We start from the raw sequence: 19,196 nt of genomic DNA, 5'->3' as shown, positions 1-19,196 counted from the left end.
TTTGGATCGAAAAACTTTAATTACAGTCTCGATCCTTTTCATCTTGCCAATTGTATCGATACTCTATAAACTAAATGTTGCTGAACTTTCCTTACTTCCTGTCGAAGTCGATGACACAGTCAATTTACAGGTGGTGATTCTTCCTAAAGAAAACGTTGCTGTTTCTGAAGTGACTTTTCCGATACCTAAACAATTTATCCAATCCAGAGTTCTTAAATCCAATACGAAGGTGGAAGATTTAGATTTTCGTCTGCAAAAAAAACAATATGGCCACTTAGGTATTTGGGAAGGAGAAGATTGGAATTCATCGATTGGATATTATGCAAAGATCAAAATTTTACCTTATACACATACAAACCCAGAACCAGAAATTCAGCAGACAAATGAAAAACAATTGGGAAAAGAGCCTTATTACCTTTCTTTAAAAAACTTTTCTTCAGAAGAAATTCGATTAGGGAAAAAACTCTTTGAACAAATCCATCCTTATGATAGAGATAACGTCGCTGCAGCCAAACAGATTTATTATTTTATTTCAGAAGAAGTTTTAAATACATCCAAAGATATCACACTTGCCGATACGATACGATTAAATAATGGAAGTGCTTATACACAAGCGATGTTGTTCTCACTACTTTGTCGTATGAAAGGAATACAAGCCAGAACCGTTGCCGGATTTGATTTATCAAAACAGAATTCCAAAGACAATAAAGTAAAACTTAGTTTTTGGAATGAAATTCGAATTCATGGTAAATGGTATTTTGTTTCTACATATAAAAATATATTTGCCCGACATGTAGATGGTTACCTCCCGTTATGGAAATCGGTAGAAGAAAAAAGATCTCTTGGGGAAGATCCAGCTACGTTCCGTTATACGGCTTATATAACAAAATCAAACGTAAATCGTTATAATTTTAAGGAATATAGTGAGGAAGTAGCCTCAAGTAATAGTTTCCTCAGGTATTATTCTTTGTATAGTTTGCCTACGCCATTACAAAATTTATTCCGTTTGGTCATTTTGATTCCGATAGGTGCTTTGGTGTTATCTGTAGCAAGGAATATGATTGGGATTCCTACTTTTGGAATTTTTACACCGATATTACTTGCTATGTTTTTTTATGAAACCAATCTCCTTTTTGGGATTTGTTTTTTTCTTTTGATGATTGGTCTTGGGTTTTTCGAAAGATATGCTTTGGATAAATATTATTTATTAGCTGTTCCAAGACTCTCGATTCTCCTGACTATTACCGTAATTACATTAATCTTATTTTCCATTTTGAATGAAGAAATTTCTTTTTTTAATCAAATGAGTGTGACTTTATTCCCGATTGTCATCACAACGATTTTTGTGGAACGATTTTCAATTATGATCATCGAAGAAGGAATTTTTCATACCTTTGTGACACTTGCAGGAACTTTGCTCATCGCACTGATCAGTTATATGATTTTCTTTTTTGGATCATTACAAATTCTCTTTTTCACTCATCCAGAACTTTTGTTCATTGTAATTGCCATTCAAATTCTCCTTGGGCAATACAAAGGGTATCGAATTTCTGAACTTTTTAGGTTTAAGGAAATTTTTAAATCATGATTTCCCTTTTTAAGAAGTTTGAAGAAGAGGGAATTCTTGGAATCAATCGAAGAATCGGCGAATACATTTTACCTTACAATGCAAGAGAATATTATCCTTTAGTGGATGATAAATGGAAAACGGCAGAACTTGCCAGGCAGTTTCATGTGCCCATGCCATACCATTATGGACTTGTAGATACTTTTGGTGGTATTCGAGGTACTGGGGAACTGATCCAAGGAAAGCCTGGATTTGTTGTCAAACCAGCTAACGGTGGTATGGGGAATGGAATTCTTGTCATTACTGGTGAATCGAAAGCTGAGAACGGATCTGTTCTTTTTCATAAGGCAGACGAAAAGAAAATAACCGAAAAAGAATTATACCACCATATCTCCGGAATTTTATCCGGACTATATTCTTTGGATGGCAACTCCGATTCTTGTGTATTACAAGAAAGATTAGAATGCCATTCCTTCTTTCGTGAGATTTCCTTTCGTGGAATTCCTGACATCCGAGTGATTGTCTTTTTAGGATATCCTGTGATGGCTATGTTACGTTTGCCAACAAAAGAATCGGGTGGAAGAGCCAATCTCCACCAAGGGGCACTCGGTGTTGGTGTTGACCTTCATACCGGAACTCTCACCCATTCTGTTTGTAATGATAAAATGGTTTACCAACATCCGGACACAAAACAAACATTAAGTGGAAGGGTGATTCCTCATTGGGAAACTATTTTGGAAATGGCTTCTCGTTGTTACGATATGTCCGGTCTTGGATATTTAGGTGTGGATATTGTTCTCGATGAATTGCGCGGGCCACTGCTACTTGAAATGAATGCAAGACCAGGTCTTGGAATTCAGATTGCGAATCGAATGGGTCTATTGGATCGTTTGCGTTTGGTGGAGAGAATCAAAAATTCGGCGGATGGTCCAAAGACACGTGTCCACCGAATGTTTCAAGAATTGTAAAAGAAACTATGCGTTTTGTTTTGCAGTAACAAATACTGTGCGATTGAGAAACGCCATGGATCCAAATAGGATTCCAGAATATACTAAATCACCTGCCATTGAGTTTTGGAAAAAAGGAATGGCGAGTGTAAAACAAGTCACAAGTCCCGAAACGTCTAAAGTATACATTCCGCTCGTTGCCCAAACCGCAAAGTTGGTAAGAACAAAAAAAGCTACCGATCCAACTACTGTGAACCCAAAGGATTTTTGTAAAGAGGATCCAATTTGTTTTCCGAATAGGACGGCAAGAATCATAAATCCGTAAATCACAGGCATTAAGTCGTGAAACCCGATGAAATAATCGGAAACGAACATCGCTAAGATGGGAACAAAAAGAGCAATTCGTCTGTCTGCCAAATAGGCACCCGAAAACAAAGAAACGGCCAAAATGGGCGTAAAATTCGGTGGGTGAGGTAGGATACGGCTGATGACAGTAGCGATCACCATAAGGATGGCAACGAAGACACGAGATTGGAACATAGGGATAGACTCGTAAAGGGGGGGGCCTTTCGCAAGATAAAATTTCCGTTTGCTTCCCGCAAGGTTCGGGAAAAATACAATCAGTGAACCCTCCTAATTTTGATTCACCCTTGGAAAACCTACTGGCATTGACGGCTGATTTGCGAAGCCCGGAAGGTTGTCCTTGGGACAAAGAACAGACCCATCTTTCCGTCATCCCCCATTTACTCGAAGAAACCTATGAAGTTGTAGATACAATTGAAAGGGGAGACGACAACCACTTAAAAGAAGAGTTGGGTGATCTACTTTTTCAGATCACCTTCCACAGCCAACTGGCCAAAGAGAGGGGAGCCTTCGAGTTCCAAGATGTGGCCAACGATGTATTTCAAAAATTAGTGTTTCGCCATCCCCATGTTTACGGGACCAAAGAAGGAATCAATTCTGGGGAACAGGTGCTGACTCAGTGGGATCAGTTAAAACAAAAAGAAAAAGAAAAAAAGGGAAACACTGATTCCGATAAAAGTATTCTTGCCGGGATTCCAAAAGCCCTGCCCGCCATCCAACGATCTGAAAAAATTCAAAGTAAGGTCACAAAACAGGGGTTTGATTGGCCTACTGTTTCGGGCGTGTTTGAAAAGTTCCAAGAAGAAATCAAAGAACTAGATACAGAACTCCAAACGAAAGGATCCCTTAGTTCTAAAAAATTACCTTATGATGAACGTGTCGAAGACGAGTTAGGTGATCTTTTCTTTTTACTCGTCAATTTATCTCGCAAACTTTCGATTGATCCAGAAACTTGCCTTCGTCGTGCCAATGAAAAATTTGAAACTCGATTTCGTATTGTAGAATCATTCGTGGAAGAAACGGGAAAAACTTTGAAAGATTATTCCCTGGCAGAACTAGACCAGTTTTGGGACAAAGCGAAGTTACAGTTAAAAGAAGAAACAAAAAAAGAATCCCGATGACGGTTTCACAAATATCTTTTAGTATAAAACAATATCGAAAATAGAAAAAACAAACCATGAACTCAATTGACTTAAACGATTTACCATTTTTAAGAGAAGAATCCCTTCGTGTATTTCATTGGTTGGTTTCACAATTTCCAAAAATAGAAATACCTAATCCTTCAAACCAAGTGCCAAATGACAATCCACTAATAGATAAAGATAACCTGGATGTAATGGAACAATGGGAAAACAACGAATCCATGGAATTTCCCATTCGTTGGAAGACAGAACAGATGGGACAGATCTTTGAATGGGTGGTTTCGGATATGGGTTCCGTAACACTGAGGTTAGGTGGATCAGAAGGAAACCGAAGGAATCCGGCTCCCATTTTTTATTTAAGTCTTCGGAAAAAAGAAGGAGGTGGGTTTCACTGGACAGACCCAGAAGGAAATCCAATTCCCTTTCCCGATCCATCCATTCTTGTGGAGATCCAAAATCGAATCCAATTGTATTTGGATTCGATTTCTTAAATATAAGATTGGAAATCTGTAAGATTGAGGAAAGTATAAGTTTCTAAAAATCTTTCCTTGGGGAATTTAATTAAGATTCCTTCGATTCAATTCCTACTTTTTTTTCAATGTTTTCAATGCGTTTTAACCATTTGTTTAAATTCACAATGTTTTTGATATTCACACGATACTTTTGAAATTCAGGGAAGGTAAGACCTAAGTCCCAACCTACATATACATCCTTTGTTTTCGGTGAAGTTCGTAAACTTGTTCCTCCAGCAATGATGGTTCCTTCAATGAGTGTTATATGGTCACTGATGGCACAGGCACCGCCGATAATTACATGATTTCCGAGTGTTACACTTCCCGCAAGACCGGATTGACCCGCAATAATCACATGGTCTCCTACCTTACAGTTGTGAGCAATATGGACCATATTATCAAATTTACAACCGTTACCAATGGTTGTGTCAGTGAGTGCTCCTCGATCGATGGTGCAGTTACTTCCAACTTCCACATCATCGCCAATCACTACGCGACCTACTTGTGGGATTTTGTTATGTCTGCCTTCAGCAAAAACAAATCCAAATCCATCCCCACCAAAACTTGAATTACCAAATACGATAAAACGTTTTCCGATGATTGTATCGTCAAAGAACACACAGTTTTTTCCAATCCTTGCACCATCACCTATGCGAACATTGTCACCGATTTTGACTCCATCTTCGATGATGCAGTCATTACCAATGACAGAGTTTTTTCCAATGGTTACAAAATGTCCGATATCCGTGTTCGATCCAATTTTGGCGGTAGGATCGATGAAAACATGTGTGCTATGTTTTCCTGAAGGTTGTTTTTCTGGAAAAAATTGGCGGATGATTTTTGCCGTGCTTAGTTCTACTTTAGGAACAATGATAAGAGCTTTGTCCGGGATTGCATCAGCTATATCAGAAGATACAATGAGTACGGGAGCTTTTGAGGTTTTCGCTTCGTTCACAAATGTCTTTGAGGCAACAAAGGAAATGTCAGTTGTACTGGCTAAAGAAAGAGAAGTGAGTCCGGTAAAAGAAAGAGAAACGATACTTTCTGTATTTTGAAACTTTGCTTCTGGGAGTAATGATTGGAGAGTAGATAGGTTGAGTGTTTGCATCTCCGATTCCTTATCGATGGTTTAAGACAAGGAATCAGAGAGGTGAAAGTTTGGCTAACACTATTAGATAGTCTTAGTCATGATTTTTCTATTATCCTTCGATTTTATGTGCAAGGAAATCATCTAAAGAGAACGAACCAGCGCCTTTGATGATTAATGGAAGTGCAATGCCTACAGCTAGGATGTGGTATTCATAACCATAACCGTTATTGTTAACAAAGAAACCATTTGGCAAGTGTACAAGCACTGCTGCCACGATCATAGTTACAGCAATTCCAAACGCTGCAAGACGAGTGAAGAGTCCAAGGATAAGACCAATCGCTCCAAAAAATTCCGCAATGATAGCAAGAAGACCAAAGAAGTAAGGGATCCCTAAACTAGAGAAAAATCCCATTGTTCCTTCGAATCCGTATCCACCGAAAGCACCTAAAACTTTTTGTGCTCCGTGTGGGAAAATGGCAAGACCAAGTACGACACGAAGGATCGTGAGTGTAATGTCTTTGTTTGTTGCGAGTAGTTTATAAAACATTGAGAACCTCTTATTGCTAAATAGTTTAATATCAAACTATTTAATGATGGAGAAACTGGTCAATCCAAAATTTAGAATTTTTTTAAGATTTTTCGTAAACGAGAAAGATTTCGTTTCTTTTGGTAAAATGGTCTTTTAGAACCCAACCATTTTTATCAAAGTTGGGAAGTTCAGAATTGCGGTCAGCGATCCCAGGAAGGCCAGTTTTTCCAATGATATAAGGAACGATGGTAAGAAAAATGCGGTCCACAAGGTCAGCTTCCAAAAAGGAAAAATTGAGTTTGGGCCCACCTTCCAAAAGGACATTTTTGTAACCTTTTCGTTTGAGGATCCCTGTGACTTTTTTGGGATCAATGTCGTCGGAATCCAAAGCAAAAATCTCAGCTTTGTTTTCTAGGCTTGTTTTGATTTCTTTTAAGTTTGATTTGGTGCAGATAACTAGGGGGATATGATCGGATTCTTCAAAGACATGTTTGTCTGGGGGAAGAGTGCCCTTTCTGACAAGGATGACTGGCCTCGGATTGAGTGCATTCGGAACTGCTCGGATTTTTACAATGGGATTGTCATTGATGATGGAGTTTTTTCCAATAAGGACGGCATCAGATTGGGACCGGTAGACGTCCATCTGGGTTTTGTCTTCACTAGAAGTAAGGCCATACCAACGGCCATCCGGGCGAACTACCTTCCCATCCAAGGTCATCGCCATATTGATCGATAATTTCATGAAATTTTCCTCCGAGAGAGATTCTGCAATTCGCGCTGGAGGATGTGGTAGACCTGCATCGAACAGGTCCCGCAGCCAGTAGTGGCTCTTGTTTTTTCTCTGATTTGTTCCATGGTTACGGCGCCCGCATGGATGGCACGGACTAAATCTTCTTCCGTCACCATTCGACATAAACAGACCCGTTTGGGTCTCATTAGGGAATTTAAATCGAAAGGATCCATACCTGAACTAATCATTTGACAGATTTAGGAAAGGGAGGGAAACTCTTTAATTACTTTCAACCAAGGAAAATTCAATCAACCTCTATGTCCAAAGACAAAAACCCGGAAGCCAAAAAGAAAAAAAACCGTGAAATTTTTGGATGGTGTATGTTCGATTTTGCGAACTCTTCTTACACCACCGTCATCATCAGCGTCGTTTATTGTGAAATTTTTACAAGACTCGTTGTTCCTGCCGATATGACTTCGGACAGTCCGTACCGCATGGGAAATTCCCTTTGGGCTTGGGCACTCGCTGCGTCCTATTTATTTGTGGTAGCCACTGGACCCATCTTTGGGGCGATCACTGATTATAGTTCCAAGAAAAAACTATTTCTTTTCTTAAGTTACATTGGTTGTGTGGCAGCCACTTTTTTACTCTATTATGTGGAACCTGGTATGATTTGGCTTGGAATGGTGCTTGTTGCCTTTTCTAACTTTTTCTTTGCTTCTGGTGAAAACTTTGCCTCTAGCTTTTTGCCCTTCCTCGGATCCAAAGAGGACCTAGGAAAAATTTCAGGTTATGCCTGGGGGATTGGGTACTTCGGCGGGATTGGATCTGTGGCTCTTGCGACAACTCTTGGCGATTATACTTTGGACAATTTTCAAAATTTAAAGTTAGTGGGACCTTACACAGCGATTTTCTTTTTAGTTGCTGCGATTCCTACATTCCTTTTCTTAAGGGAACCACATTTGCCTTTAGGTGTTTCTCATCATGTCAATTACTTCAAAATTGGAAAGGATCGTGTAGTTCAAACACTGAAAGATGCAAGCCACTTCAAAGATTTGATGATTTATCTTGTGTCTTTGTTTTTTACAATGGCAGCCCTTGCAATTGTGATTTCCTTTGCCTTTATTTATGGATCACAAGAAATCCATATCCAAGCAGAACATAAACAAGCTATGTTTATCTTTATTCAAATTTTTGCTGCTATTGGTGCTCTTGCGTTCGGTGTGATCCAAGATAGTATTGGTGCCAAAAAAACGTTTAACCTAACTCTTGTTCTTTGGCTTGTAACTTGTGGATTGATTTATTTTGTGTATGACATTACTAATTTTGCCAATGTAACTCTTGGAAAAACTTGGACAGTGCAGTGGGTTTTTGTTTTTATCTCTTCTCTTGCGGGAATGGGACTTGGTTCTACGCAGTCAGCATCACGAGCCCTCGTTGGTATCTTCAGTCCAGAATCCAAGTCAGGAGAATTTTTTGGGATGTGGGGACTTTCGGGTAAAATTGCAGCAGCAGCGGGACTTTTTCTTTTTGGTTATATCCAAACACTAGTAACCCTTAGAAATGCCTTCCTTGTAGTTGCTTTCTTTTATTTTTTATCACTGCTAATTAACTTGTTTGTGAATGAAGAAAGAGGAGTCGAGGCGGCCAACCGTTTCCAAGAAAAAACATGATAATCGAAGACGAGGATGATTTTGAATTACATCAGAGCCAAAGAAATTTGGCTCTGGCAACCATCGATGAATTAATGTTAACTAAGATGGATTTGTTAGATGCAGAAAAAAAAGTGCCTCGTTTTATCAACAACGCACTTTCTTATTTGAAGAGGAAATATGTGACAGAGGAACAAACGATTTCCCAACTTCTCATTAGTCGAAGAGAAAAACAACAAACCTGAATTTTGGTTTGTTGTTTTAAATTTTTAGTTCGTATTATAATCCAAAATTTTAGTAATCATTTGTTTTTGATCTAACTCGATGTTTCTGAGTTTGAATGCAGTTTGTTTGGATATTTTTCGTAACATCTTTTTGTAAGATCTCATGATATGTTTTTGTTTATCGTAAGGAAGGGGATCTTTTTCATCATTGAGAACCATTGCAATGTCAGGTTCTGATGGTTGCACAGGATCATTCGGCCAAATGGTATCAGAAGTGAGTGATCTATAATATTCCAAACGAATGTCTGAGTTTGTATCTAACTTTGCTTCTCCCTTTTCATCTTTTTCAGTTCCTTCTGATTTAGGAGTTGGGTTTACAAGTCGTCTCATCTCTTTTACATGGATGGTTCCATCTGCGTTCACCCTGCGAAATGTTAAAATGATTTTGTCTAAATCGCTGAAATCCTCTTTTGGGTAAATATATGCGATTCCGTCGTATAAAAATACTGTCGGATAATCAATGTAAGACTGCCCTTGTGGAAGTTTAATTTCCAAATAAGGTTTACCATCTTTATCTTTTTTATATAATTCTTTATGTTCTTCTGGCGTATGTGCTAGGTACTGTGCTGCTGTTTTATCCACTCCTAAGTCTTGGAGTTTTTTCATTTTGCGTAAGTTTCCAATGATGTTTGCATGTAAGGTATCAATTTCGTTATCACCAAACCCGTTTTTTCTTTGAAGATCGATTTGTTTTTGGGTCTCGCGTTCCTTCAAAGTAGCAGAAGCAGGTTTTTCAGCATATACAGCCGAAATCCCAAGTAGGAAAAAGAGAGCGATGGAGAATCGTAGAATCATGACGTACCTCAGAGATTTCTGTCTTTTATAGTATCGAATCCTTCCTTGTCGATTCTTGAATGGACTTAGTCAGATTTTTCTCGTAGAAAAAAAACGATTGAGAGATTGGAAAAGATCCATTTCTGCTTCTTTGGCCTTGGGGATGAGTCCTGTGAGTTGGATGTACCCGTGGATGAGAGAGGAAAAGAACCTTTCTTCGACTTTGACACCGGCTGATTGCAGGAGTTTGGCATATGTTTCTCCCTCTTCGCGTAAAGGATCATAACCCGCAATTCCTATATATGTAGGAGGAAGGCCTTTCAATTCTTTGGAATCTGCTAAAACTGGGGAATTATAAGGCAGTAACCTATCTTTTTTGTTAGGAAGGTAGTTTTGGATGAACCAACGCATCAGAGAACGTGTGAGGACATAACGTTCCGCAAAAAGTTCATAAGTTTCAGATTCTTTCGAAGTATCAAGCATTGGGTATAATAGTGCTTGGAAAACAGGAACAGGAACTTTGTCTTTTTTGGCTCGGAGGCAAAGGGAGGTTGCCAGTAACGCTCCCGCACTGTCCCCACAAACAGCTATCGCATTGGGTGAGCCACCAAAAAGGTACACAGTGTTTCTTACATATTGGTATGCCAACCAAACATCATCATGGGCTGCAGGGTAGGGATGTTCGGGTGCCAAACGGTAATCCACAGCAATGACTATGCTCTTTGTATAATGAGACATTTTGCGACAAAAATTATCATGGGTTTCTAGATTCCCAATGGTGAGTCCACCGCCGTGAAAGAAGAGTATGGTGGGAAGATTTCTTTTTTGTGGGTTGGCGTTGTAGACTCGGATAGGAATGAAAGAGGCGCTAGGAGTAGGAATGAGTTTGTCTTCGATATGAGGAATGGGAATTTCCGGTTCCTCGAAGATCCGCATCTGATCGCGGTAATGCCGGCGTGCCTTCTCTGGGTTCATTTGTTCCATTTTAGGTAGGAACCTTGCAATGTTACATGCTAAAGCACAGTGCGGATCCAATTCATTTGTTTCCGGTTGGTTGTTCTTTCTTACCAAAGTGGAAATCCAATGTTCTGGTAACGAAAAGACAAGTTGTGCGACTGATTTTTTGATACCTAACATTAAATAACCGATAATCTTTCTTGTAACATTCTATAGATTAAAAACAAACCGTAACTGTCTAATTTGCAGTAAGCTTTCAAATCCTCCAGAACACGTTTTTTTTCTTCGGCTGTCACCTGCTTTTTTATTAATCTTAAATATTGGTAGTTAGCATCTTGGCCTTCACGAATGGAAAGGCCTCCGTGACTTTCTGTACTAAAGCAGGGAAGGATTTCCTTTAAGGATGCTTTTCCGTTTTGGCCGGGATGGTAGATCCAAAGTTTTTTAAATGGCAATGCCAGGTCGATAAACATCGATTTGACTCTCTCCCAAAACTCTAAAAACTCTGGAAAAACTTCGGCAGACTCCTGGATGATCAGTTTTTCAAAGAAATCGTTAAACGAAAATATGGTGATCCCTGGTGGTAAATCCTTTTGTAATTGGGACATAACAGGAACACGGGGGTCAGAGCCTATATCTTCGTGTAAATAGGTTTTATGTGTTAAAGTATTCTTTTCAGAATCCCAAATATGTAAGGAATACAAATACGGAATGTGTTGGAAGGGTCTTGTTTGTGGATAGAGAGGAATGTAAGGGTTTATGGATTCAAAATCTAAAAAAGCAACGGATTTTGTCGCATTCACTAAGTAAGCTTCAAAAGATTTTCGATCAAAGTGAATATTTCCCGTGATATGAGCTTCTTTTTGTATTTTTTGGATGGGAGAAAGTTCGGAATCGGGAACAGAATCGTACGAATTGTACCCAGAGGCAAACCATTGTTTGGCTAGTTCGGAACTGTCACGAAAATCAAAGATTTCTTTGGCAGTTTCTTTTCCTTTTGCGCAGTGACTTGGAGATAGACAGGTTTTTAAGGAACGACAACTTGGTTTTGCCTCTAAAAAAGAATACCGTACAGATTGTTCTTTTGTGTTTTTTAGTTCCTCTTGGAATGACCTCCATTCTTCTTCTCTAGTCCCCATCTCCGATTCCATTCGTGGAGTGATATCTTCTACGAGTAGGTAATCTTCTGGATTGATGGGACCACCTGGATAAACAAATTTTGTTTGGATGCGAATGAGTTTGTATCCAAGGATCCGAAGTGACATTCCTTCTGCCACTTGTTTGTAAAAATAAAAAGAACGAAGGATGTCCTGTTTGATAGAACCAATCGGTCGAAAATCCCAGAGAAACCAACCTTCCTGTTCGTTGTCGTATTCTAAATATTCTACTGTGGAAACAAATTCTTTAAACCGAAGATGGGCGTGAAAGATAGATTTCTTTTTTAGGATTAGTGTTTCCGTTTTTTGGAAACTTTCTTCTTTCTCTAGTGTTTTGTCGATGGTGGTCACATCATGAAACTGGTTTCTACAAAGTTGGAGAAAATCTCCCCATTCCAGATAACCACCAAAAGACGCTGAGGAAGGTTTCTGTACCAATCCCTCTCTGATTAAATGAAATGCATTATTACATCTTAAGTATTGTAAATACTGAGATTTGGTAACTGGAGTGACTTCTGAATCAAACAAATTGATACAATGTTTCCCAATTTTGTGTATAGGTTTGGAATGATTCTTTCCAAACTTCTGAAGTGGAGACAAGAGCCTCTGGAGATAAAATCAAAAATTGAAAAAGTGCATTTTGATTGGTTGTTTTGACTTTGTATTCGTTCCCTGTTTTTTCGAAATTGGCACCTTCTAAAAATAATCTCCAACGATCTTCATAATCAGGATTTATTTGAAAAGAGATTTCCATCTCCGGGTGTTTGGTGATCTGTAAAGGGTGAAAGTTCAAATCTTCTTTTGTGATTTTTAAATTAGATAAAAATTCTTCTTTGGATTCTTTTTTAACTGTGATTCTCGGTAAAATGAATCTTCGTAAAGATTTTTTTCCTCTATCATAGGCTAATAAATAGAAGTCGGTGGTGTTTTTGCGAACCAATCGATAAGGTTCGATGATTCTTTCATTGGATTCAAATCCATATTGGATGGTGAGTGCTCTTTTGTCTTTGATGGCCTGTAGGATTTTTTCAGTATGGGACGAGTCCGGTTCTTCTTCCGATTTCGAATCCTGTTTTGGTTGTTTGGCAAATTTCGGAAGGAGATCCAGATGGTTTGAAAAAAGTTTCTGGGAAAGACTAAATCCTTCGGCCGAAGGTTCTTGGCTATATAATACTTTTGAGAGATATTCTAACTCTTCTTTGGTGAACTGCAGAGACTTACTGATTGATTCTTTTTCTAAATAATAAGGAAAATAGTCTTCTGATTGGTATCCAAACTGAGCCACTTTGATATTGAATCCAAGGCTCTTGAGTTGGTTTAAGTCGCGGTAGAGTTTTTTGCGATCGGATTCTATATCTTCATTTTTGTAGAACCGAGGCATAATATTACGAAATTTTTGGAAACTGATTCCTTTGGGTTCGCGGAGCAGATTAAAAAGTAAGGCAAAGAGGCGGACTTCCGTCTCATTCATTTTTTTCACTTCAATCATCGGAAAGTCTTCAAAAGAAGTCATATCTTCCCAAATTGTTTGTTTTTTTGATTCCGAAAAGTAGAAAATGAAAAAAACTGGAAAAGAATGCGAATCATTGGTCTTATTCTAAGCCTTTCCTTTTTTCTACAATGTGCAACGTATTGGAAAAATCGTAAAAATGATTTCCAAGATATAGTAACCGTTGGTGCAGAAACACCAATGTATGGAGCTGCCCTGAAAGTTGGTCCACTTCCCATCGGTGTTCTATTCCAAGGTGGTGAGTCCGAATTAGGAAAAAAGGATTTGGGCCGAGGGGTAGGTCTTCGGGGTGGAGAATTCGGCACTTACCATTCCCAACAACTCGTCTTTGGTATATTAGGTGGTGAAAGTTTCCATTCGGGCCTTCCCATTTTGGATGCCAAAGGGAATTGGCTTGTCGATAAAAAAGGAATCCCTCTTACCAAAGACGAAAGAGCCAATGTAAAAAGTTATAAGATGCGATATTATTCTTATCTTTATGATCCTGTTAAAGATCGAAAGAGGAGAAAAAAAGAACACTTCCGTCGGGAGCTCACAAATGACTTGGTAGCTGCGACTGGTCAAAAAGAATTTTTGGTGTATCTTCCCGCAGAAGACTTAAAACCGTTTGGTTATCCCCCAGGATATTCTTGGAATGTAGAGTTTGTAGCAGGAGTTTATGGTGGGGCAAGACTTGGATTTAATGTTGCCGAAGCTTTTGACTTTTTACTTGGATTTACCACCATCGATCTGTTAGATGATGACGTAGAAGGAAAAGTAAAACCAAGTTTCCCTGGGTTTCCTTTCCCAGCTCCCACCGATGCGGAATTGGAATCCACATCGGAAGAATGATTTTATAGTTTGAAGTCTTTTGCTGTAACTTTGTTTTTAGCGTCAAAAGTAAGTTTCACAAACTTTTCGATTGTATCTGGTTTTTCTTTCAAAGTGTAGTATTGTTCTGGAACATCGCGGTCTTCTGCAAAATACCAAACCATGACTGTTCCACTTGGGTCAGATGATTTTTCTGTCGATTTGCCAAGAACAGCTTCTACTTTTACCAAACCATCTCCCACTTTGATCATATCGATTTCTAATTTGCGAAGTGCCGTGTGCGGATGAACTTTAGTGCTCCCTGCTTGTACTTTGTTTCCAGAGGAACAGGAAACAAGGAAAAGAACGGACGCAAGTGTACTGAGTATCAAAAGTTTTTTGAACATAAACCCTTACCTTAAGATGGATTAACCAAGATTCTACAGGATAGGATCGGTGTTGGCAAGTGTTATCTTTTCCCTTTCTTCATCGATTCTGCCCATTTTTTCCAAAATCTTTTTGAAAAAGGGAATGGTTAAAAACACGAGTCCAATCTCTAAGAATCCAAAAAAGAAAGAGAGTGCAGAAAAACTATAAGTCGGAGGTAATAACGATTCAAAAACCGTTTGCATTTGGACAGAAACAATCGGTCCTAACATAAAGCCAAGCGAACCTACTCCAGTGAAAGCGGACATAGTGGTGGCGGTAAGACCGGGTTTTGACATTTTACTGGCAAGCATCATGGAAGGTACAAACATCACTCCAGCCCCAATTCCACAGATCAGTAAAAAAGTAAAAAGATACCAATAATCGTTAGTTGTCCCAGAAAGACCAAGGAAAATTCCGTAGATTGTGGAACCTACAAGCACCAAGGGCAAAACACCTGTTTTGCGAGAAAGAAGTGCCGAAGGATAAGAAAGTAAACTCATTGGAAAAAGAACAAGTCCTAAAAACACACCGAGCATTCCAGGATGGAAAGCCAGTGTTTCACGTAAGTGGATATTAAATGAAGAAATAATAAAACCGACGGTAAAGCGGTCGATGAAGTTAAATAAAAAGGGAACAAATAAAAATGGGTTTTCGAAAATGGCTACTTTTAAGTCGTTTAACTTAAAATCTTTTACTTTATGAATCCCTTTGTCCTTTAACATCAGTAAACTCATTAAACCTACAAAGATAAGAATTCCTGAACCTACATAAAATGGTAAAAGGGGATTTTGTCTTCCAAGAATGCCTAGGGGCATTCCAAAGGCACCACCTAACGATAAAAACATTCCCGTGATACCCATAAGAATGCCTTTGCCATAATAACGTTTATTTTCTGGATCGTTTTCACGATCGGCAGCAGAACTAAGTAAAAGTCCAATGATAAAAATATGAGCGGCCCCTTCCAAAAATCTTAAAAAAAGAAAGAGTCCCATATCAGTGACGATGGTGAGTAAATAAAAAAGGCCTGCATCCAAAAAACAGAAAAAACTAATGAAATACTTTCTGTTTTTAAAACGGTCAGAGATGATTCCCGCAACTGGTGCAAAAAGAAAGGAACCTAGCATGGGAATACTTGTGAAATAAGCAACTTCCCAGTTGGAACCGAGTAACCGATCTTTTACTACATCCTTGACTACCGGCACAATCATTGTCACCGGTAACATGGATAAAAAAACTAAAGTGACTAATGTATACGGGAATCCCAAAAATTAACCTGCTGGTAAAAGAGTTTGGTAACGGTCCATTCCGATATTTTCTTTTAGATCGGAATCGAGTTCAATAAACAAAAACTTGTTTAAATCAAACGTAACCTTCGCTTCTTCTAATAGTTCTGCTTTTTGTGATTCGTCCAAAGGGAGAGTGTCCAAATTTTGACGATAAATTCCTTTGAAAGCCATTAGGTCTTCAATTTCTGGAAATTCATAAAAAGCAGTTCCTTCATTTCCTTCTAGTTCAAAAGTTTTAGCTACTACTTTTTTGATTGCTTGGCCACCAGATAAATCTCCCAAGTAACGGACGTAAGCCTGTGCGACTAGGAGTTCTGGTTTAGTTTTTGCGGTATTTTTGATATGATCGATGTAACCTTGTGTCGCTTTGGAGACAGAACCTCGAAGTTTGGTTCCAAATTTCTTTTGGAAACTGGCGATATCTTCTTTGAGTGCCTTTTCGCGAAAGAGAGTCGGAAAGTAAAGTTTGGCAAGAATGGGGTTGTCTTTGTTTTGGCGGTAGAGATCTTCCATTACCGTATAAACTGCGAGTAAACTTTCTAATTGGTAAGTATAGGTTTGGGCATCGAGACCCCCGCGAAAAATGGCACGGAGATAGGGAACCTTTTCGGTTTCCTGGTGTTTTTCTGCGGTTCCTTCTCGTAACATCATTGCAATAGACATAATGACTCCTCGTTTTCTTTCATGAGAATCAATCTCATATATGACACTACCCTGACAATTGCGGTTCGTGTCAAAGAAAATTATAAGGAATCTTCCTGGGTGGGGGATTTCCAAAATTCCAGCGGGGTGTTTGCCCTCTGTTCGGGGTAAAGAAAGTAGGAGAGAAAGAAAACCAAAATGGATACAAGGATTCCGATGGTGGCAAGAACTACATCCTTTCCCACTTTCCGAAAAGTATCTAGGTAAGGAAGGTCTTTGTATGTGATGACGTTTAGAATGATTTCCCGGCCCGCAAGGAGTCCAAGGAATGCCCAAGTGGTAGACATAGGGACATTACTGATGTATTGGAAAAAGAATAAGAGACTTCCATAAACTAAATCGACAATGGTGGCGGCTTTGGCCCATTGGATGTCTGATTTTTCGGATACCACACGTTGGATGGTACCACCGTTGGTGCGTATGATGACAAGTAAGGCAGCGATAAGTATAAACACTGCGGTTAAAAATTCAATAATCCCCAATTGCCGAGGTAAAAAAACTGCAATGTTCGCAGTATCTTGAAATAACCAAGCTACCCATAAATACATTGTGGAAAGCCATTGTAACTGAGACCATCTTCGCTCCGTTACAGGATCAGGAGTATGAACCTCATGGTATTCATGTGGATCCACTTTGACAAGGATCGCCCATACAACAATCGCTACAAGGAATGCCAGACCATACCCGAAAAAGGATTTGGTTAACATTTGGTCTATGCTTTTGCCACCAAACAAACCTAAGACGAGAAAGGTAGTAGAAACAGGAGCTCGAAGTCTTGTAATGACAACAAGTAATACAGGGGCTAAAAGTTGGAGAAGATTGAAGTCTTTGGTTTCAGGAATGGAATCAAGTCGATGGAAATGAATTTCACCACCATGTAAAAACCATGCAATTAAATGAACGAAAAATAAAAGACCACCGAAAACGAGAATCTTTTGGAGCCAATGAACTGATTTTTTACTCTCGATAAAGGTTCCGATGGTTTGGACTGCATCGTTTCCGGCCACAGAGAACGATGCAATCGCAAAGGAAAACCATCCGAGATAATACCGAGGAAGGCCCAGGAAATAACCGGCACAGATCGTAAGAACTAAAAAAAGGGTAAAACCGAAAAATCGAACTTGGTCCTTTTTTGTAGGGTGCTGGTAGTCTATTTCCTGGTTAGGGCTCATGCATTCATATAGTGTTTCGCATATCTCTCCGTAATTTCCTTGCGGTCGAAAAGAATAAACACATCTGTAGTACCAAAAACAGAATCCAGTGCAGGAATTCCACAGATTTTAGCACCCACTCGGAGGTATCCTTTCAAAAGTGGAGGGATATTTTTGGAGATGGATTTAGGATCTTCTACATGAAAATTGGCATCAAAACCGGGAAGGACATAGTCAGGGTTTGGATACACCCGAAATTCTTCTGGGGCGAGGGCATCTTTGGCTTTCAAAAATCCATAAGATTGGGAAGCAACTCCTGCATCTGTGGAGTGAATTGATCCGCAACCCATCAGGTAACGAACGTTATGTTTATTCATGAACTCAGCAAGACCTTGCCAGAGTAAAGAGATCACTGAACCATCACGGTAGTCAGGGTGAACACAAGAACGACCCACTTCTGCAATTTCATCAGGAAGGTTGTAAATAGAAGTAATATCAAATTCGTTTTCACTATAAAAACCAATACCGTTTTTTGCATTTTGGCGTGTTAAAATGCGGTAGGTTCCTACAATTTTTTTGTCATCAGTAGACTTATCGATCACAATTAAGTGGTGGCAGTACAAATCGTACTCATCACGATCTTTTCTTGTGGCAGAAGATTGTGGCAGACCTTCTCCCATTTCTAAGTTGAACACTTCATATCGTAGTGCGAGTGCTCTTTCAATTTCTAGTTGGTTTTCCGCTAAACGAACTTCTAAAATTCGTTCTGTTTTATTGATAGTATTTGGTTTCATCGGAATGTATCCTCTTGTTTATCTACTGATAAGGTAAAATGGATCGGTTACGACAATGTGACAATAAGGTGAAAATCAATTGTTAAGATCAATTGTTGCATTATTACAAATTGATGACACTAAGTAATTTTTCCGAATCAGTAAATCATTTAATGTTTATGATTCGTCGAATAGCGTTGGTTCTTTGTTCAAATCCTCTTCTGTTGTTTCGTCTGGAGTAAACTGAGATAATAGATCTGTAATGTCTTTTGGATTTTTGACAGAAGGGTTAAGCCAATGATTTTGATTTTGTAATGGCATTACAATTGGTTGACGATGTTTATTTTCCCCGCTGTTATGTATGGTTTTTATTTTTTCGTTTGCTTCACCAGTGAGAATGGTAATCCACTTGGTTCCGTTTTCTTCTCCCCATAAACCTGCAAAATAAGAATGAGGATTTTTGAATGTGATTTCGTATTTATGTTTTTTGCCTGTCCTTTGTATTTGCCATTCAAAAAAAGAACGAACAGGAACAAGAATACGGTTCTGCATATACTGACTCCAATAAGGAGATGAAATTAATTTTTCCGATTTTGTATTGGTAAGAAAGTCAGGACACCAGGAAGGTTTTGTACCCCAGGCATTCGTTTCAGATAAAACCGATTCACCAACTAGTTGAAAGGATTGCACCAAACTTTTGGGATGTTTGATTTCAAATAGCGGTGAATTGAATTTTAGAAATTGGTTGATTGTTTCTTTTGGTAACCTGTAAAACCAATCGGCTTTTTTTTCTTCTTCTAAGATCAATCTCCAAGAAAGCAAGTTACACATGGTGATAAAACTTGTGAACGA

22 protein-coding genes are annotated in these 19,196 nt (G+C 38.9%); 7 read left to right on the top strand and 15 right to left on the bottom strand.

The features are described from left to right. Window position 1 precedes the first annotated feature (1 nt). Both EHR07_RS08385 and EHR07_RS08380 read left to right on the top strand, forming a co-directional pair. Complete coding sequence (locus EHR07_RS08385; protein ID WP_135744673.1) at window positions 2-1,588, top strand: 7TM domain-containing protein; 1,587 nt, start codon at window positions 2-4, stop codon at window positions 1,586-1,588. Next, window positions 1,585-2,535 carry an alpha-L-glutamate ligase-like protein gene (locus tag EHR07_RS08380; RefSeq protein WP_135744672.1) on the top strand — a complete coding sequence of 317 codons (951 nt, stop codon included), beginning with the start codon at window positions 1,585-1,587 and terminating at the stop codon, window positions 2,533-2,535. The genes EHR07_RS08385 and EHR07_RS08380 overlap by 4 nt, the downstream gene beginning before the upstream one ends. A 6-nt stretch (window positions 2,536-2,541) precedes the next feature. On the opposite strand, the gene EHR07_RS08375 is transcribed toward EHR07_RS08380, so the two are convergent. Next, window positions 2,542-3,054 carry a DUF6580 family putative transport protein gene (locus tag EHR07_RS08375; RefSeq protein ID WP_135744671.1) on the bottom strand — a complete coding sequence of 171 codons (513 nt, stop codon included), beginning with the start codon at window positions 3,052-3,054 and terminating at the stop codon, window positions 2,542-2,544. Between the two features lie 83 nt (window positions 3,055-3,137). On the opposite strand from EHR07_RS08375, the gene mazG reads away from it, so the two are divergent. Next, on the top strand, window positions 3,138-3,998 hold the full coding sequence (mazG, locus tag EHR07_RS08370) for a nucleoside triphosphate pyrophosphohydrolase (RefSeq protein ID WP_135744670.1): 861 nt from the start codon (window positions 3,138-3,140) through the stop codon (window positions 3,996-3,998). A gap of 56 nt (window positions 3,999-4,054) precedes the next feature. After that, a complete protein-coding gene (locus EHR07_RS08365; RefSeq protein WP_135744669.1) occupies window positions 4,055-4,510 on the top strand; it encodes an LIC_13241 domain-containing protein in 456 nt (151 codons plus the stop codon). 70 nt (window positions 4,511-4,580) lie between these two features. Here EHR07_RS08365 and lpxD read toward each other — a convergent pair whose 3' ends face one another. The 4 genes from lpxD to EHR07_RS08345 form a co-directional block, all read right to left on the bottom strand. Further along, window positions 4,581-5,639: a UDP-3-O-(3-hydroxymyristoyl)glucosamine N-acyltransferase gene (gene lpxD, locus EHR07_RS08360; RefSeq protein WP_135744668.1), complete on the bottom strand. Its 1,059-nt coding sequence runs from the start codon at window positions 5,637-5,639 to the stop codon at window positions 4,581-4,583. A gap of 91 nt (window positions 5,640-5,730) precedes the next feature. Beyond that, window positions 5,731-6,168, bottom strand: a complete 438-nt coding sequence (locus EHR07_RS08355) for a DoxX family protein (protein ID WP_135744667.1) — start codon at window positions 6,166-6,168, stop codon at window positions 5,731-5,733. A gap of 82 nt (window positions 6,169-6,250) precedes the next feature. After that, on the bottom strand, window positions 6,251-6,892 hold the full coding sequence (locus tag EHR07_RS08350) for a RibD family protein (RefSeq protein WP_135744666.1): 642 nt from the start codon (window positions 6,890-6,892) through the stop codon (window positions 6,251-6,253). Then, on the bottom strand, window positions 6,889-7,086 hold the full coding sequence (locus tag EHR07_RS08345; RefSeq protein ID WP_275067091.1) for a (2Fe-2S)-binding protein: 198 nt from the start codon (window positions 7,084-7,086) through the stop codon (window positions 6,889-6,891). Before EHR07_RS08345 ends, EHR07_RS08350 begins: the two co-directional genes overlap by 4 nt. Before the next feature lie 111 nt (window positions 7,087-7,197). Between EHR07_RS08345 and EHR07_RS08340 the strand changes: the two genes are divergently transcribed. Then, complete coding sequence (locus EHR07_RS08340) at window positions 7,198-8,553, top strand: MFS transporter (RefSeq protein ID WP_167483366.1); 1,356 nt, start codon at window positions 7,198-7,200, stop codon at window positions 8,551-8,553. Then, window positions 8,550-8,777 (top strand): hypothetical protein, encoded by a 228-nt coding sequence (locus tag EHR07_RS08335; RefSeq protein WP_004787397.1) that lies wholly within the window; start codon window positions 8,550-8,552, stop codon window positions 8,775-8,777. Before EHR07_RS08340 ends, EHR07_RS08335 begins: the two co-directional genes overlap by 4 nt. Before the next feature lie 24 nt (window positions 8,778-8,801). Here the strand turns inward: EHR07_RS08335 and EHR07_RS08330 are convergent, their stop codons facing one another. The 4 genes from EHR07_RS08330 to EHR07_RS08315 all read right to left on the bottom strand — a co-directional run bounded on the left by EHR07_RS08330 (window position 8,802) and on the right by EHR07_RS08315 (window position 13,217). Continuing rightward, a complete protein-coding gene (locus tag EHR07_RS08330; RefSeq protein WP_135744663.1) occupies window positions 8,802-9,611 on the bottom strand; it encodes an LIC13212 family protein in 810 nt (269 codons plus the stop codon). A 69-nt stretch (window positions 9,612-9,680) separates the two neighbouring features. Next, window positions 9,681-10,727: an alpha/beta hydrolase gene (locus tag EHR07_RS08325; protein ID WP_135744662.1), complete on the bottom strand. Its 1,047-nt coding sequence runs from the start codon at window positions 10,725-10,727 to the stop codon at window positions 9,681-9,683. Further along, window positions 10,727-12,232 carry a DUF2779 domain-containing protein gene (locus tag EHR07_RS08320; protein WP_135744661.1) on the bottom strand — a complete coding sequence of 502 codons (1,506 nt, stop codon included), beginning with the start codon at window positions 12,230-12,232 and terminating at the stop codon, window positions 10,727-10,729. The genes EHR07_RS08325 and EHR07_RS08320 overlap by 1 nt, the downstream gene beginning before the upstream one ends. After that, window positions 12,225-13,217 carry a helix-turn-helix transcriptional regulator gene (locus EHR07_RS08315; protein ID WP_135744660.1) on the bottom strand — a complete coding sequence of 331 codons (993 nt, stop codon included), beginning with the start codon at window positions 13,215-13,217 and terminating at the stop codon, window positions 12,225-12,227. Before EHR07_RS08315 ends, EHR07_RS08320 begins: the two co-directional genes overlap by 8 nt. A 63-nt stretch (window positions 13,218-13,280) precedes the next feature. Here EHR07_RS08315 and EHR07_RS08310 point away from each other — a divergent pair, with 63 nt between their 5' ends. Next, complete coding sequence (locus tag EHR07_RS08310; RefSeq protein WP_135744659.1) at window positions 13,281-14,045, top strand: LIC13411 family adhesin; 765 nt, start codon at window positions 13,281-13,283, stop codon at window positions 14,043-14,045. Window positions 14,046-14,047: 2 nt separating this feature from the next. Here EHR07_RS08310 and EHR07_RS08305 read toward each other — a convergent pair whose 3' ends face one another. From EHR07_RS08305 to EHR07_RS08280, 6 genes are all read right to left on the bottom strand, one after another. After that, window positions 14,048-14,410, bottom strand: a complete 363-nt coding sequence (locus EHR07_RS08305) for an LIC13410 family lipoprotein (protein WP_135744658.1) — start codon at window positions 14,408-14,410, stop codon at window positions 14,048-14,050. A 33-nt stretch (window positions 14,411-14,443) separates the two neighbouring features. Continuing rightward, window positions 14,444-15,697, bottom strand: a complete 1,254-nt coding sequence (locus tag EHR07_RS08300; protein ID WP_135744657.1) for an MFS transporter — start codon at window positions 15,695-15,697, stop codon at window positions 14,444-14,446. 3 nt (window positions 15,698-15,700) lie between these two features. Next, window positions 15,701-16,381, bottom strand: a complete 681-nt coding sequence (locus tag EHR07_RS08295; RefSeq protein WP_135744656.1) for a biliverdin-producing heme oxygenase — start codon at window positions 16,379-16,381, stop codon at window positions 15,701-15,703. Window positions 16,382-16,461: 80 nt separating this feature from the next. Continuing rightward, on the bottom strand, window positions 16,462-17,592 hold the full coding sequence (locus EHR07_RS08290; protein ID WP_135744655.1) for a hypothetical protein: 1,131 nt from the start codon (window positions 17,590-17,592) through the stop codon (window positions 16,462-16,464). After that, entirely contained in the window at window positions 17,589-18,365 is a 777-nt protein-coding gene (locus tag EHR07_RS08285) for a GNAT family N-acetyltransferase (RefSeq protein WP_135744654.1), read from the bottom strand. Before EHR07_RS08285 ends, EHR07_RS08290 begins: the two co-directional genes overlap by 4 nt. A 156-nt stretch (window positions 18,366-18,521) precedes the next feature. Then, a complete protein-coding gene (locus EHR07_RS08280; RefSeq protein WP_238734179.1) occupies window positions 18,522-19,151 on the bottom strand; it encodes an SOS response-associated peptidase family protein in 630 nt (209 codons plus the stop codon). Window positions 19,152-19,196 lie beyond the last annotated feature (45 nt).

Origin of the sequence: Leptospira bandrabouensis, from assembly GCF_004770905.1 — a bacterium.
In the GTDB taxonomy this organism is placed as follows: Bacteria; Spirochaetota; Leptospiria; order Leptospirales; family Leptospiraceae; genus Leptospira_A; species Leptospira_A bandrabouensis.
The sequence above is the reverse complement of the archived record's forward strand: the minus strand, read 5'-3'. Positions and strand labels throughout refer to the sequence as shown.

Excerpts from the sequence above, each read along its gene's own strand:
- EHR07_RS08380 (WP_135744672.1), top strand. The coding sequence starts at position 1,585 with ATGATTTCCCTTTTTAAGAAGTTTGAAGAAGAGGGAATTCTTGGAATC.
- EHR07_RS08285 (WP_135744654.1), bottom strand. The coding sequence starts at position 18,365 with ATGAAACCAAATACTATCAATAAAACAGAACGAATTTTAGAAGTTCGT.
- EHR07_RS08355 (WP_135744667.1), bottom strand. The coding sequence starts at position 6,168 with ATGTTTTATAAACTACTCGCAACAAACAAAGACATTACACTCACGATC.
- EHR07_RS08305 (WP_135744658.1), bottom strand. The coding sequence starts at position 14,410 with ATGTTCAAAAAACTTTTGATACTCAGTACACTTGCGTCCGTTCTTTTC.
- EHR07_RS08375 (WP_135744671.1), bottom strand. The coding sequence starts at position 3,054 with ATGTTCCAATCTCGTGTCTTCGTTGCCATCCTTATGGTGATCGCTACT.
- EHR07_RS08315 (WP_135744660.1), bottom strand. The coding sequence starts at position 13,217 with ATGACTTCTTTTGAAGACTTTCCGATGATTGAAGTGAAAAAAATGAAT.
- EHR07_RS08295 (WP_135744656.1), bottom strand. The coding sequence starts at position 16,381 with ATGTCTATTGCAATGATGTTACGAGAAGGAACCGCAGAAAAACACCAG.
- EHR07_RS08310 (WP_135744659.1), top strand. The coding sequence starts at position 13,281 with ATGCGAATCATTGGTCTTATTCTAAGCCTTTCCTTTTTTCTACAATGT.
- EHR07_RS08330 (WP_135744663.1), bottom strand. The coding sequence starts at position 9,611 with ATGATTCTACGATTCTCCATCGCTCTCTTTTTCCTACTTGGGATTTCG.
- EHR07_RS08340 (WP_167483366.1), top strand. The coding sequence starts at position 7,198 with ATGTCCAAAGACAAAAACCCGGAAGCCAAAAAGAAAAAAAACCGTGAA.
- EHR07_RS08350 (WP_135744666.1), bottom strand. The coding sequence starts at position 6,892 with ATGAAATTATCGATCAATATGGCGATGACCTTGGATGGGAAGGTAGTT.
- EHR07_RS08345 (WP_275067091.1), bottom strand. The coding sequence starts at position 7,086 with ATGAGACCCAAACGGGTCTGTTTATGTCGAATGGTGACGGAAGAAGAT.
- EHR07_RS08365 (WP_135744669.1), top strand. The coding sequence starts at position 4,055 with ATGAACTCAATTGACTTAAACGATTTACCATTTTTAAGAGAAGAATCC.
- lpxD (WP_135744668.1), bottom strand. The coding sequence starts at position 5,639 with ATGCAAACACTCAACCTATCTACTCTCCAATCATTACTCCCAGAAGCA.
- EHR07_RS08325 (WP_135744662.1), bottom strand. The coding sequence starts at position 10,727 with ATGTTAGGTATCAAAAAATCAGTCGCACAACTTGTCTTTTCGTTACCA.
- EHR07_RS08290 (WP_135744655.1), bottom strand. The coding sequence starts at position 17,592 with ATGAGCCCTAACCAGGAAATAGACTACCAGCACCCTACAAAAAAGGAC.
- EHR07_RS08335 (WP_004787397.1), top strand. The coding sequence starts at position 8,550 with ATGATAATCGAAGACGAGGATGATTTTGAATTACATCAGAGCCAAAGA.